Source organism: Prochlorococcus marinus XMU1412 (assembly GCF_017696315.1).
GTDB lineage: Bacteria > Cyanobacteriota > Cyanobacteriia > PCC-6307 > Cyanobiaceae > Prochlorococcus_A > Prochlorococcus_A marinus_AF.
In genome coordinates, this window is the sequence record NZ_JAAORJ010000004.1 from 446432 (window position 1) to 460560 (window position 14129).

A 14129-nucleotide genomic window follows, 5' to 3' on the forward strand; every position below is an offset into this window, starting at 1 on the left:
GGTGATTTAAATTATTTAAGGAAAATTTAACCAAACTTACCTGAAGTGGATGCGATAACAAATGCACCAAATGTAAGTATGTTTCCAATCGTGAAATGTGCTAATCCAACTAATCTAGCTTGAACAATTGAAAGTGCAACTGGCTTATCTCTCCAGCCAACAAGGTTAGCAATTGGAGTACGCTGATGTGCCCAAACTAATGTTTCAATTAACTCTTGCCAGTAACCACGCCATGATATTAGGAACATGAAACCAGTAGCCCAAACTAAGTGACCGAATAGGAACATCCAAGCCCAAGGAGATAGAGAATTTACTCCAAATGGATTATATCCATTAATAAGTTGAGCAGAGTTTAACCAGAGATAATCTCTGAACCAACCCATTAGATAAGTTCCTGATTCGTTAAATTGTGCTACGTTACCCTGCCAAATTGCTAGGTGTTTCCAATGCCAGTAGAAAGTTACCCATGCTAGTAAATTTAATGCCCAGAACATAGCTAAGTACATAGCGTCCCAAGATGAACTATCACAAGTACCTCCACGTCCAGGTCCATCGCAAGGGAATGCATAACCTAAATCTTTCTTATCAGGAATTAATTTTGTTCCTCTAGCATCAAGTGCACCTTTGATAAGGATTAATGCAGTTGTATGAAGACCTAAAGCGATAGCGTGGTGAACTAAGAAATCTGCTGGCCCGATAGGTAAGAAAGCACTTAATGCATCTTGTCTATTGATAAGATCCATCCAGTAATGATTACCTGGTAATGAATTAGCTGCGAGAGTTGCTGAACTTGTAGGATCAGATAATAAAGCGTTAAAACCGTACATCATCTTACCTTGAGCAGCTTGAACGAATTGAGCAAATACTGGCTCGATTAGAATTTGCTTTTCAGGATTACCAAAAGCCACAACAACATCGTTATGAACGTAAATTCCTAGAGTATGGAATCCAAGCAACATTGTTACCCAACTAAGGTGACTTATCAAAGCTTCCTTCGTTCCAAGCACTCTTGCTAATACATTATCTTTATTTAATTCTGGATCGTAATCTCTAACAAAGAAAATAGCACCGTGTGCGAAAGCACCAACCATCAAGAACATTGCTATGTACTGATGATGACTATATAAAGCAGATTGTGTAGTGTAGTCTCTTGCAATGAAAGCATAAGAAGGAAGTGCACCCATATGTTGCGCCACTAGAGAAGTTGCTACACCAAGTGATGCTAATGCTAATCCAAGTTGGAAATGTAAGGAGTTATTTACGGTTTCATATATTCCATCGTGGTTAATCCCAAAACTACCTTTATGAGGATCATTAGGGTGTCTTGTATTATGAGCTTCTGTAATTTCTTTGAGGCTATGTCCAATACCAAAAGTATTTCTATACATGTGACCAGCAATTACAAAAACTGTTCCAATCGCAATATGGTGATGCGCAATATCGGTAAGCCATAATGCCTCACTTTGAGGATGAAGACCACCTAAGAAAGTAAATATTGCTGTTCCAGCTCCTTCAGCTGTTCCAAATACTTGATCTAAAGAATCAGGATTTTGAGCATAAGCTCCCCAATTTAGAGTAAAGAAAGGAGCTAAACCTGCAGGGTGTGGAAGCACTGTTAACCAGTTATCCCAACCTACATGCTGTCCTCTTGATTCAGGTATAGCAACATGAACCAAATGACCTGTCCAAGCGATACTACTAAAACCAAATAAGACAGCTAAATGATGATTTAATCTTGACTCAGCATTTTTAAACCAAGCTAGAGAGGGTCTGAATTTTGGCTGTAAGTGTAACCAACCTGCAAACAGAGTCCAACAAGCCAAAATACTCATGAATATTGAAGCTTGGAAGAGTTGCTCATTAGTTCTCATTCCAATTGTATACCACCAATGGTAGAGACCTGAGTAAGCTATGTTTACTGGACCACTAGCTCCTGCTTGTGTCATTGCTTCTGTGATTCCAGATCCAAAATGAGGATCCCAAATAGCATGAGCAATAGGACGAACGTGAGTTGGATCAAGTACAAATTGCTCGAAGTTGCCTTGCCAAGCAATATGAAATAAGTTACCAGCTACCCAGAGGGCGATAATCGCGAGATGACCAAAATGTGTAGAGAAAAGCTTCTGATAAAGCTTTTCTTCGGTCATACCATCATGACTTTCAAAGTCGTGAGCGGTAGCTATTCCGTACCATATTCGTCGGGTTGTAGGGTCCTGAGCTAGACCCTGGTTAAATGATGGAAATTTTGTTGCCATTGAATTAAAGAGGTGAAGTTCAGGTAATTAGCCCAGCCCGAAAAGGCGAGCATGGAAGAAGGCCCATGTGGTAGCAATACCGCCGACAAGGAAGTGTGTTACACCTACTGCTCTACCCTGGGTGATAGATAAAGCTCTTGGTTGGATGGTTGGAGCAACTTTAAGTTTGTTATGTGCCCAAACAATTGATTCGAATAATTCTTGCCAATATCCCCTTCCACTAAAGAGGAACATTAAACTAAATGCCCATATGAAGTGAGCTCCTAAGAACATCAAACCGTACATGCTTATTGATTGACCATAACTTGTTAATACTTGAGAAGCTTGCGCCCAAAGGAAATCTCTTAACCAACCATTAATAGTAATGGAGCTTTGTGCGAAGTTACCACCAGTAAGTCCCCAAACATCACTCTGCATTTTCCAAGAGAAGTGGAAAATTACTATTGATAAACAGTTATACATCCAGAAAAGGGCTAAGAAAACGTGGTCCCATGAAGAAACTTGACATGTACCACCTCTTCCAGGTCCATCACAAGGGAATCTAAATCCTAAAGAAGCTTTATCAGGGATCAACCTTGAACTTCTTGCATAAAGTACTCCTTTGAGAAGTATCAAAACAGTTACGTGAATTTGGAAAGCATGAATATGATGAATCATTAAATCAGCTGTCCCTAATGGAATTGGAGCTATAGCAACCTTTCCACCCACTTCTACTAAACTTCCATTAAAAACTTCACTTAAAGCTTTGTGAGGTAAAGCTTCTGCAGTACCTGCTAAAAGAGAAGTACCAACAGCAGATGCTTGAATACTCTGTACCCATTGAGCAAAAATTGGCTGAAGTTGGATTGCAGAATCACTAAACATATCTTGAGGTCTACCCAAAGCCCTCATAGTGTCGTTGTGAATATAGAGTCCAAAGCTATGGAATCCTAACCACATACATACCCAGTTCAAGTGGCTGATTAAAGCATCTCTTGCTTTAAGGATTCTGTCTAATACGTTATCAATATGTTTTGCTGGATCATAATCTCTAACCATTGCAATTCCAGCATGGGCTCCTGCACCTACTATGAATAATCCACCTATCCACATGTGATGAGTAAATAATCCAAGAACTGTCATGTAGTCAGTAGCTATATATGGATATGGAGGCATCGCATACATATGATGAGATACAAGTATACTTATTGATCCAAGCATTGCTAGATTTACTGCAAGCTGGGCATGTCTACTTTCTGCCATGAACTCAAAAAGACCTTGATGACCTTTAGGAGCAGGAAATAATATTGGGTCTCCTTGCTGTGAATCTAATATTTCTTTCATACTATGACCAATACCGTAATTGGTCCTATACATATGACCACCAATGATTGCTATTACACCAAAAGCTAAGTGATGATGTGAAACATCAGTCATCCATAAACTTCCTGTAACAGGGTTAAGTCCACCTTTGAAAGTAAGGAAATCTGAGAAAGCTAACCAGTTTAAACTAAAGAAATTACCTGTACCACTTGCTAATCCAGGAAATATCTGACCGATAATTTGTGGATCACAGAGTTGATGCGGCATAGGCATATCTGCAATAGTTGCTATTTCTTTACCATTGATTACTAAAGGAGAGCCTGCATCAATTGCATCTAAGAGTGCTGCAGTAGGAGCTCCGATATGAATACAATGTCCAGCCCATGCTAGAGATCCTAGTCCTACTAAACCAGCTATATGGTGGTTAAGCATAGACTCAATATCTTGGAACCACTCCATTTTTGGAGCTGCTTTGTGATAATGAAAAATTCCGGCATGAAGCATAAGTGCAGCCATTACTACAGCACCTATAGCTAATGCCATCAGTTCACTTTCATTAGTAATTCCCCATGCTCTCCACATGTGGAATATTCCTGAACTGATTTGAATACCGTTGTAGTTAGCCCCAAGATCAGCATTAAGCATTTCTTGACCAACAATTGCCCATACTTGCTGAGCTCCGGGTTTTACATGAGTTGGATCAGCTAACCAACCTGAATAATTAGAAAATCTTGCTCCATGGAAAAATGCAGCACTCATCCATATAAAAATGACTGCAAGATGTCCAAAATGAGCTGAAAAGATTTTTCTTGTTGCTTCTTCAGCATCGCCTGTATGCACATCAAAATCATGTGCGTCAGCATGCAAATTCCAGATCCAAGTTGTAGTTTTTGGACCTTTAGATAATTTACTTGACCAGAAACCTGGCTTATCTAATTTGGCAAAATCAATAGGTCTCGGATCGGCCTTGACAGGATCCTCCAAAACTTTTTTGTTTTTTTCTCCACTTTCTGGTGGGCTGATGGTCATCTAGCACCTCGAAAATAATTGACATTAAAGCCGATTGATCAGATCTTGAACCTATTTTTAATAATAATGTTCAAGAAAACGAATCCCTCGGAACTTTAGATATTCGTTTCAAAAATAATAAGGCAAAGATTCTTTCGTTATGCATTAACGTAACAAATGTTCTAATGATTGTTACTATATGAATATTTTGTTAAATTCTAGTCTAAGACTAAATTATGAGTATTTTTACTCAGATTTTATTTAAATTTCTTAAATTTTTTTTTATATTTCAAAGAAAATTTTTTAAATCAAGCGACAGGATATAATTTCAAAGTAACTATCGATAGTTTCTAATTTGAAAGGAATTGCAATAGGTCTATCAAATAATTCAAAAGAAATTTTAAAAAGGCTTAAAAAAACCAAATTTGTCAACGATATATATATTGCAAGTTCTTCAAAAGATGATGGAAAGGAAAATGAACTTATTCAAGTACAAAAGCCTAGAGAAATCCTAATTAAAAAGTGGCCGGAGATAGATTTAATAATTTTTATAGGGTCAATTGCTGCATCAATACGCATAATAAATTCTTTTTTAACCTCTAAAGATCAAGATCCAGGTGTAATCGTTATAGATAACAAATGCTCCAAGATAGTTCCCTTAATTGGCTTACATCAGTCAAATACACAAAATATTGCATATCAAATTGCTAATTTATTAGGTGGCGAAATAATAGAAACTAATAATTCAAATGATCAAAGCATCTTAAATCTTGATGCATTTGGAAATCAATGGGGTTGGAAAAGATCAGGCAATATAAAGGATTGGTCAAAAATAGTAATTAAACAATCTAAGAACGACGAAATATTTTGCAAACAATTATCTGGTAATAGATTGTGGAAAACTTCAGAATCAGCTAAGAATATCAATCAAATTTATGAAAAAGAAAATGAAAAACCAGCTGCAACATTTCATGTAAGCATCTTCAAAAATCAAAAAACTACTTGGCATCCGCCCGTATTATGGATTGGATTGGGTTGTGAGAGAAATACCAGCAAAAATTTAATAGCTAATTCTTTAAAAACTTTTTTTGAGTCAAGTAATCTATCACTTCACTCAATAGCAGGATTTGCAACTATTGATATTAAAAAAGATGAAAAAGGAATTTTAGAACTTGCTGAAGACAAAAACTTGCCTATTAAGTTTTTTACCAGAGAAGATCTTTCAAATATAATTGTTCCAAATCCATCAAATATCGTCCAAAAGGAAATTGGCACGCCTTCCGTAGCAGAAGCCTCTTGCTTACTAGCAGCTGGAGATTCATCAAAATTACTAAAAGAAAAAAGAATTTTTAAAAATCAATCTGGGGCAGTAACTATCGCCATAGCAGAATCTCAAAATCAATATAATCCAACCCATGGCGAAATCCATATTATTGGAAGTGGTCCTGGTGATATCTCCTTCCTAACCAATAATGCAAGAAAAGCACTTTCAAGATGTACTGTTTGGATCGGATACAAAATGTATTTAGATTTAATTAAACCCTTAAAAAGAAGTGACCAAATTTTAATTGAAAGTAAACTTACTGAAGAAAAAGAGAGATGCAGTAAAGCAATTAAACTAGCTGAGGAAGGAATAAAAGTGGCTTTAATTTCTTCAGGTGAATCTGGATTTTATGGCATGGCAGGTTTACTTTTAGAATTACTTCAAAAAATCAAAAAAGAATATAGACCGTACTTTGAAGTACATCCAGGTATAAGTAGTGTTCAATTAGCGGCTGCGATTAGTGGAGCACCACTAATGAATGACTTTTGTTCAGTAAGCTTAAGCGATAAATTAACTCCATGGTCTTTAATAGAAAAAAGAATTGAAGGAGCTCTTATGGGTGACTTTGTAATAGCTTTATTTAATCCTCAATCCATTGAAAGAAATTGGCAGCTAAAAAGTGTAATAGATATATGTTTACAATCTAGGCCTGGGGATACTCCAGTTTTAATAGCTAGACAAGTAGGGAGAGAAAATCAATCCAAAAAATTTTTCACCTTAAACACCATTCCTTTTAAAGAGATTGATATGTTGTCAATCATTATTATTGGCAATTCTCAAACAACCTTAGTTGACGAAATATTTCTTACTCCCAGAGGATATTTACAAAATTAAGTTTAGATAATCCATAATCTTTTAATATAAAGTGTTTTTCTTTGCTTTTTCTTTAAGAGAATACTAATCTTTTATAATAATGAAGTAAGTAATTTAATTGAAAAATATTGGTTTAATTTTATTTGACATTGATGGAGTAATCCGCAGCGTAGAAAATAGTTACAGACTTTCATTAAAAAAAACAGTTTACAAATTTTCCGGATGGGAACCAAGTTATATAGATATTGATAATGCAAAAAATGAAGGGATCTGGAATAATGACTGGGATTTAAGTTTAGAACTTATAAAAAGATATATAAAAAAAGAGAACTTAAACCTTAAAATTCCCCCAAGAAAGGAAATAGTAAAATGTTTTGAAGAGTTTTACTTTGGTGGAGATCCAAATAAGGATAGTAAATATTGGTCTGGGTACATAACAAATGAGGAATTATTAGTTGATAAAAAGTTTTTTGATTTAATTCAAGGTAATGGAATAATCTGGGGTTTTGTTAGTGGTGCAGAGTCTGCTTCTGCGAAATTTGTTTTAGAAAAAAGACTTGGACTAAAATCACCACCTTTAATATCTATGGGAGATGCCCCTGACAAACCTGATCCTAAAGGTTTTATTAACTTATCAAAAAAGCTTATTGGAGATAAACTTGGCGAATCAAATGTTCCCATTGCATATGTAGGAGATACTATTGCAGATATAAATACAGTTATAAATGCTAGAAAGGAAATACCATCTCAGAAATTCATAAGTATAGGAATAGCGCCGCCTCATTTACATTTAAATTCTCGATTAAAAGAACGTACTTCTTACGAAACAAATCTTAGAAATGCAGGCGCTGACTTTATTCTAAATTCTATTTATGACCTTAAAGATATTAATCTTGACCTTTTTTAAAACAAATATTAATAAAAAAAATTTCTAAATAAATAACGGAGAGGGAGGGATTCGAACCCTCGACAAAAGTTACCTCCTGTAACTCCTTAGCAGGGAGCCGCTTTCAACCACTCAGCCACCTCTCCAGTTCTTATACATTATCAATTTTTATGCAAACATTCAAAATTTTTTATTTAATCGAAATGTCTAATCTACTTGAACTTTCGGTAATCTATTTTTAAAAGAACAAAGAATTTCCCAAGGGATAGTATTAGATTTTCTTGCCCATTCAAGAGGAGAAATTGTTTTATCTCCATTAGATCCAAGTAATAACATGGTACTACCAACTTTAATTTCATTGGAATCTGTTATGTCCACCATCATTTGGTCCATAGTTATGGAACCAACTTGAGGATAAAATTTATTATTATGAATAACGTTAATCTTGCCTGAAAGATTTCTTGGTACACCATCTGCATAACCAATACTTAATACAGCTAACTTAGTTTTTCTGTGGCTCACAAATTTGCCTCCATAACTTACACTCACACCTTTATCAATAGTTCTTATAAAAGCTACTTTGGCCTTCAAAGATAAAGCTGGTTTAAGTAATAAATTTTTATCTATTTTGGCTAGAGGACTATATCCGTACATAGAAAGTCCAACACGCACCATGTGAAAATGAAAATCTTTGTTAAGAAGCATTCCAGCAGAATTAGCCAAATGAATCTTAATTTGATTATTTCGATCAAGATTTATTTGCTTCAATAATTGATTAAACTTCAGTCTTTGTAATTGTGTAATACTTTGAGAATCCAATGAGTTATCTTCATCTGCAGAAGATAAATGACTATATATTCCTTCTATTGAAATGTTCTCAAAAGATTTTATTTTTTCGAATTGCTGTACAAATTTATTAGATTCAAACCCTAATCTTGACATTCCAGTATCAACCTTAAGATGTAAAGAAAATTTCAATCCAAAGTGCTTCCCGATATTATTACAAATTAAACACTCTCTTATACTACTGATAGTTGGCATAAGATCATTTTTAAAGGATATTATTAAATCTCTTTTTGTATATAGATTTCCGAGAATAAGAATTGGTTTTTTAATTCCAAAAGAACGTAGCTTAATCCCTTCTTTTAAAGTAGCAACACCTAATTCTGAAGCTCCGCCCTTGATAGCATATTCTGATACTAATTTTGCATCATGTCCATATCCATCAGCTTTGACAACCGCCATAAATTGACAATTATTATTTAGTTTTGTTCTTAATTGCCTTACATTTGCCTCTAATGCTTTACCTTTAACTTCTATCCATGCCCTTTGTTTTGGATCTAGATCTTGTTCAAAAATTGGATATTTATCAAAATTAAATCCCTGATTAGATTGCCGAATTTGCATTAACTTTGCACAATTACATGCGCTTATTGAAATATACAGTTAGCATGACATGTAAATTGTATTTTGGCATGAGCCAGACTCTAGTTTTAAATGCATCTTATGAACCTTTGAATATCACTTCTTGGCGAAGAGCTGTCATTTTGATGATCAAAGGTAAAGCAGAAAGCTTAGAGGAAGATAAAACATATTCAATACATTGCGGCAGAAAATTGCCGACAGTTATAAGACTTCGTTACTACGTAAAGGTACCTTTTAGAGAGGTTTCTTTAACAAGAAAAAATATTCTCCTAAGAGATAATAATACTTGCCAGTACTGTAACTATAGGGGTAGCGACCTATCAATAGATCATGTTTTACCGAGAAGTAGAGGTGGATCAGATAACTGGGAAAATGTTACTACAGCATGCCTCAGATGTAATGTACAAAAAGGTAACCGAACCCCAAGCGAGGCAAATATGCCTTTAAAACGCAAGCCTTATCGTCCACTTAGTAATCTTAATTTTGAGGCCACAAGACAAATTGACTCTGGCAGACATAAAGAATGGAGTAAATACGTAATAGGAATTGCAATCTAATAAAAATAAAATCTTAATTTGCTCCGTTATTAAAATCTTCCATCATTCTTTTTTGTTCTTGTGCTATGCATGCATCAATCACTTCATCCAATTGACCAGCAAGAATTGGTTCTAATGAAAAATTGGAACCTAATCTATGATCAGTTGTCCTGTTATCTTTAAAATTATAAGTTCTAATTTTTTCACTCCTGTCACCTGTTCCAACCTGGGAAAGCCTTTGAGATCTTTCTTTTGCATTAGCTTCTTTTAATTGAATTTCATATAATTTAGCTCTTAAAATTTCCATCGCTCGTTCGCGATTTTGCAATTGTGATCTCTCTTGAGTACAAAAAACTCTTATTCCTGTAGGCTTATGGAGAAGATCAATAGCTGTCTCTACCTTATTAACATTTTGTCCCCCTGCACCTCCAGATCTTGCTGTGCCAACCTCTAGATCAGTTGGATCAATCTTAACTTCAACAGGATCAGCCTCAGGCATGACGGCCACTGTAGCAGTAGAGGTGTGAACTCTACCTTGCGATTCAGTAGCTGGAACCCTTTGGACTCTATGCACACCAGCCTCAAATTTAAGTTGACTATATACAGAATCTCCCTTAACTGATATAACTAACTCCTTGAATCCTCCCATATCGGACTCGGAAGCACTTACAGGTTTTACAGACCATCCAATTTTTTGTCCATATCTTTCATACATTCTTGCTAAATCACCCGCCCAAATACAAGCCTCGTTACCTCCTGCACCGGCTCTGATTTCCAACATTACACTTCTTTCATCTCTTGGATCTTTTGGTAATAAGGCGATTGTGGTTTTTTGAATCAGTTCATTCTTGCATTCCTCTAGAGTAATTAACTCCTCATTAATCAAAGATTCCATTTCTTTATCATTTCTATTCTCTCTAAGTAGATTTTTTGAATCTTCGATTTCTTTATCAGTATCAAGCAACTTATTAAAATCAACCACTAGAGGTTCCAATTTTGACCTTTCTCTTGCTATTGATTCTAATTTTTTTGGATCATTAGCTATATCAGGATCTGCAAGCTGCACTTCCAAATTTTCAAAACTTTCTGAAGCAGTTTTCAACCTTGCAATTAATGTTGAGTATTCCAATTGAAATTATGCTTAATTTTTGAAAATTCTATTTTTTAGAATCTTTTTCTTCTTTTGATGTGGCCGAATTAGCTGAACCCATTCCATATTTCTTCATAAATCTATCAACCCTTCCTTCTGTATCAAGAATCTTTTGAGTTCCAGTGAAGAAAGGATGATTACCACTCCATACATCAACATGTAATTCAGGCTGCGTGGAGCCAGTAGTCATTACAACTTCTCCATTACAAATAACTTTCGCATCTGGATACCATTTTGGGTGTATTTCTGATTTTGGCATGATTTAAATTCCTTTAACGTTTAGAGAATTGAGGAGCTTTTCTTGCTTTTTTAAGACCATATTTTCTTCGTTCCTTCGCTCTAGGATCTCTACTAAGATGACCTTCAGTTTTTAGCGGTTTCCTATTGTCAGGAGATAATTCACAAAGTGCTCTTGCTGCTCCTTGCTTGATAGCATCTGCTTGACCTGTCAATCCACCACCAAATACATTTACAAGAATATCATAAGAATTCTCAAGGCCTAGAGTTTGCAAAGGTGCTTTTATTGAATTTAAGTGCAGAGGGTTATAGTTTAAATAATCATCTCCAGAACGACCATTAATTTTTATTAGTCCATTTCCAGGAATCAAGCGAACTCTAGCTACTGAAGTTTTTCTTCTTCCAGTTCCCCAATAAACAGCTTTGTTTTTTATTTGACTATTCATTTTGATAAATTAACTATTTAATAATACAGGATTCTGAGCAGCATGAGGATGATCAGCACCTTTATAAACTTTTAGTTTTTTAAATTGCTGTCTTCCTAAAGAGTTATGTGGCAGCATACCCTTAACAGCTTGCTCGATGATTCTTTCAGGAATTCTTTCTTGTAAAGACTCAAATTTTTCAATTTTCATTCCTCCTGGTCTTCCAGAATGTCTCCTATACAACTTTTGTGATGCTTTTTTACCTGTTACCTCAATTTTTTCGGCATTTACTACAATGACAAAATCTCCAGTATCTAGATGAGGTGTAAATGTTGGTTTATTTTTACCTCTCAGTACAGTTGCAATTTCTGTAGCAAGTCTCCCAAGTGTCTTATCTTTTGCATCAACTAAAAACCAATTTCTTTCAATGGTTTCTAAAGATGGAGTAATTGTTTTATTCATTGACCAAATTTATGCAAATAAATTTAAAGTTAGTCCTAAATTCTACCTTATTGGAGGAATATTAAACAACAGTTTTAAATCATTACAAAAAAATTAGCTTAAATAAAACTAAGAAAAACCCTTAATTAAAAATACAGGGAAAAAATCATTGTTATTAATCTTTTTAAAAACATTTTTTTCATAAACAGCATTTACAAAACATAACCCTTTAGCTGGAGCAGATTCTTTAACATCATTTTTCTTTTTTTGTACCCATCTATCTGTAAAAATTTCTGGCGATATTTTTTTTTCTCCAACTAAAACTAGTTGACCAATAATTAAACGCACCATTCCATATAAAAAACCAGTAGCTTTAATATCAACTAAAATCAAATCTTCTACTCTTTTAATATCAATATTTTTTATATTTGTAATAGAGTTTGATCTATTACTACCACTTTTCTGAAAAGCAAAAAAATCATGTTCACCTTCCATTGTCTTAGATGCATTTAACATTAAAACTTCATCTAATACTTTTTGATATCTATGCCATGACCAATTATTGATGAACAAATTAGGGAATTTACTATTATTAATTACATATCGATAATGTCTATACATTGCTGAATAGCATGCATGCCAACTATCTTTAACCTCAACTGATTCCAAGATCCTAATTGTTGAGGGTAAAGTACTATTTAAGAGATCAGAATAACTATTTCCTGGAACAACACAATCAACATCAAAGTGTACTACTTGACCTGATGCATGAACTCCAGCGTCAGTCCTTCCTGCTGCAAAAGTCTTTACTTTGTGATTTGTAATCTTTAAGAGAGCTCTGTCTAAAATTTCTTGAACAGTAGTTGCATTTTTTTGTTTTTGCCAACCTGAATAATGAGATCCATCATATTGGACTAATAAAGCTACCCTTTTCAAAAGTTATTTTTTGTAAAAACCCCTTTATTATCTAACTTAAACAAGCTCGATTATGGCCATCTGAGCGTTATCACCTTTTCTAGATACAGTTCTGACTATGCGTGTATAACCACCATTTCTATCCCCATATCTTTCCTTTGCTTTTTCAAATAATGAATGAACTAATTTTTTATCATAAATATATCCAATAGCCCTTCTCCTGGAAGCCAAGCTGCCATCTTTGGCGAGTGAAATCATTTTTTCAGCTTCATTTCTTAAAGCTTTTGCCCTAGCTTTTGTTGTCGTTACCCTACCTTCCCTAATTAATTGTGTAGTTAAACCTCTAAGAAGTGCTTTCCTCTGGTCAGCAGGTTTACTTAATAATGGAATTCTAAGTTGGTGTCTCATAATCTTAAAAATTGTTAAACAGATGTTCTGCTTTGTGGGATAGAAATGCCTATTCGCTCGAGAGCTTCAATAACCTCATCTGCAGATTTAGAGCCAAAGTTCTTAATTTCAAGAAGATCTTCATAGCTGAAGCCCATTAAATCCGAAACTGAGTTAACTTGCGCCCTTTTCAAACAATTATATGCTCTAACGGACAAGTTTAGTTCCTCGAGAGGAATTTGAGCTTCCGGAGATGGTTCAGGTTCCTCAGGAATTTCCTCAACCATTGTGACAGTAGCGAGAGGCTGAAAGAGCTCTATTAATTGATTTGCAGCTTCAGCAATAGCATCATCAGGACTTGTTGAGCCATCTGTTACGACTTCCATTTTTAATCGTTCTCTTCCCGTTCCGCCTTCTGCTACAGCAGTTTCATCAATCGTAAAATTAACTCTTTTCACTGGCATAAATACAGCATCTATTTGAAGTAAATCAATAGCAGTTGTCTCTTCACTCTTACGGTCTACAGGTCTATATCCAACACCTCTTTCAACATGAATTTCCAACTCTAAGTTATGACCCTCCTGAATAGTCGCGATCGGCTTTTCGCCGTCAACAATTTCAACTTGAGAGGAGAATTGGATATCATTTGCCTTCACCTCCATTGGACCACTCGCTACTAACCTGCCGATTTCGAGCTCTGGATTAGAACTATTTATTGATAACTGCTTGCAATTAAGAAGGATATCTAAAACGTCTTCTCTGACTCCAGGGATAGTGGCATATTCATGATTAATTCCTGCAATTCTTACTGCAGTCACTGCACTCCCTTCAAGTCCTCCCATGAGGACTCTTCTAAGGGAATTACCCAAAGTTGTAGCTTGTCCCCTTTCTAGAGGGCCAATTAAAAAAGTTCCTGTTTGGGAGCGATCATCTGCTATTTGATGGTCGATTCTGTCAATCTGGTATTGCAACACGGAAAATAATGAGGTTAAGAGTTTTTTTTGGGGGGTTGAGAATGGTTAAGA

At 35.1% G+C, this 14129-nt stretch carries 13 protein-coding genes and 1 tRNA gene; 3 read left to right on the top strand and 11 right to left on the bottom strand.

Annotated features, from left to right (window positions below; translation table 11 throughout):
* Positions 1–26 precede the first annotated feature (26 nt).
* Both psaB and psaA read right to left on the bottom strand, forming a co-directional pair.
* Entirely contained in the window at positions 27–2255 is a 2229-nt protein-coding gene (gene psaB, locus HA152_RS08925) for a photosystem I core protein PsaB (protein WP_025946451.1), read from the bottom strand.
* Between the two features lie 27 nt (positions 2256–2282).
* Positions 2283–4586 carry a photosystem I core protein PsaA gene (gene psaA / locus HA152_RS08930; protein ID WP_025889445.1) on the bottom strand — a complete coding sequence of 768 codons (2304 nt, stop codon included), beginning with the start codon at positions 4584–4586 and terminating at the stop codon, positions 2283–2285.
* A 334-nt stretch (positions 4587–4920) separates the two neighbouring features.
* Here psaA and cobJ point away from each other — a divergent pair, with 334 nt between their 5' ends.
* Both cobJ and HA152_RS08940 read left to right on the top strand, forming a co-directional pair.
* On the top strand, positions 4921–6723 hold the full coding sequence (gene cobJ / locus HA152_RS08935) for a precorrin-3B C(17)-methyltransferase (RefSeq protein WP_209135635.1): 1803 nt from the start codon (positions 4921–4923) through the stop codon (positions 6721–6723).
* A 97-nt stretch (positions 6724–6820) separates the two neighbouring features.
* Positions 6821–7609 (top strand): TIGR01548 family HAD-type hydrolase, encoded by a 789-nt coding sequence (locus HA152_RS08940; RefSeq protein ID WP_209135637.1) that lies wholly within the window; start codon positions 6821–6823, stop codon positions 7607–7609.
* A gap of 36 nt (positions 7610–7645) precedes the next feature.
* Here HA152_RS08940 and HA152_RS08945 read toward each other — a convergent pair.
* Positions 7646–7734 (bottom strand) — tRNA-Ser (locus HA152_RS08945).
* Positions 7735–7795: 61 nt separating this feature from the next.
* Complete coding sequence (alr, locus tag HA152_RS08950) at positions 7796–8995, bottom strand: alanine racemase (protein WP_209135639.1); 1200 nt, start codon at positions 8993–8995, stop codon at positions 7796–7798.
* 17 nt (positions 8996–9012) lie between these two features.
* Between alr and HA152_RS08955 the strand changes: the two genes are divergently transcribed.
* Positions 9013–9570: an HNH endonuclease gene (locus tag HA152_RS08955; protein WP_209135846.1), complete on the top strand. Its 558-nt coding sequence runs from the start codon at positions 9013–9015 to the stop codon at positions 9568–9570.
* A 13-nt stretch (positions 9571–9583) separates the two neighbouring features.
* Here the strand turns inward: HA152_RS08955 and prfA are convergent, their stop codons facing one another.
* The 7 genes from prfA to HA152_RS08990 form a co-directional block, all read right to left on the bottom strand.
* Entirely contained in the window at positions 9584–10678 is a 1095-nt protein-coding gene (prfA, locus tag HA152_RS08960) for a peptide chain release factor 1 (RefSeq protein WP_209135641.1), read from the bottom strand.
* Positions 10679–10706: 28 nt separating this feature from the next.
* Positions 10707–10958 carry a 50S ribosomal protein L31 gene (gene rpmE, locus HA152_RS08965; protein WP_209135644.1) on the bottom strand — a complete coding sequence of 84 codons (252 nt, stop codon included), beginning with the start codon at positions 10956–10958 and terminating at the stop codon, positions 10707–10709.
* 13 nt (positions 10959–10971) lie between these two features.
* Positions 10972–11382 carry a 30S ribosomal protein S9 gene (gene rpsI / locus HA152_RS08970; RefSeq protein WP_209135646.1) on the bottom strand — a complete coding sequence of 137 codons (411 nt, stop codon included), beginning with the start codon at positions 11380–11382 and terminating at the stop codon, positions 10972–10974.
* A 9-nt stretch (positions 11383–11391) separates the two neighbouring features.
* On the bottom strand, positions 11392–11823 hold the full coding sequence (rplM, locus tag HA152_RS08975) for a 50S ribosomal protein L13 (RefSeq protein ID WP_209135648.1): 432 nt from the start codon (positions 11821–11823) through the stop codon (positions 11392–11394).
* 108 nt (positions 11824–11931) lie between these two features.
* A complete protein-coding gene (truA, locus tag HA152_RS08980) occupies positions 11932–12738 on the bottom strand; it encodes a tRNA pseudouridine(38-40) synthase TruA (RefSeq protein WP_209135650.1) in 807 nt (268 codons plus the stop codon).
* Positions 12739–12774: 36 nt separating this feature from the next.
* Positions 12775–13125 carry a 50S ribosomal protein L17 gene (rplQ, locus tag HA152_RS08985; RefSeq protein ID WP_209135652.1) on the bottom strand — a complete coding sequence of 117 codons (351 nt, stop codon included), beginning with the start codon at positions 13123–13125 and terminating at the stop codon, positions 12775–12777.
* Between the two features lie 14 nt (positions 13126–13139).
* On the bottom strand, positions 13140–14078 hold the full coding sequence (locus tag HA152_RS08990; RefSeq protein ID WP_025937644.1) for a DNA-directed RNA polymerase subunit alpha: 939 nt from the start codon (positions 14076–14078) through the stop codon (positions 13140–13142).
* Positions 14079–14129 lie beyond the last annotated feature (51 nt).

Excerpts from the sequence above, each read along its gene's own strand:
- psaB (WP_025946451.1), bottom strand. The coding sequence starts at position 2,255 with ATGGCAACAAAATTTCCATCATTTAACCAGGGTCTAGCTCAGGACCCT.
- psaA (WP_025889445.1), bottom strand. The coding sequence starts at position 4,586 with ATGACCATCAGCCCACCAGAAAGTGGAGAAAAAAACAAAAAAGTTTTG.
- alr (WP_209135639.1), bottom strand. The coding sequence starts at position 8,995 with ATGCAAATTCGGCAATCTAATCAGGGATTTAATTTTGATAAATATCCA.
- HA152_RS08955 (WP_209135846.1), top strand. The coding sequence starts at position 9,013 with ATGCGCTTATTGAAATATACAGTTAGCATGACATGTAAATTGTATTTT.
- rpmE (WP_209135644.1), bottom strand. The coding sequence starts at position 10,958 with ATGCCAAAATCAGAAATACACCCAAAATGGTATCCAGATGCGAAAGTT.
- rpsI (WP_209135646.1), bottom strand. The coding sequence starts at position 11,382 with ATGAATAGTCAAATAAAAAACAAAGCTGTTTATTGGGGAACTGGAAGA.
- rplM (WP_209135648.1), bottom strand. The coding sequence starts at position 11,823 with ATGAATAAAACAATTACTCCATCTTTAGAAACCATTGAAAGAAATTGG.
- rplQ (WP_209135652.1), bottom strand. The coding sequence starts at position 13,125 with ATGAGACACCAACTTAGAATTCCATTATTAAGTAAACCTGCTGACCAG.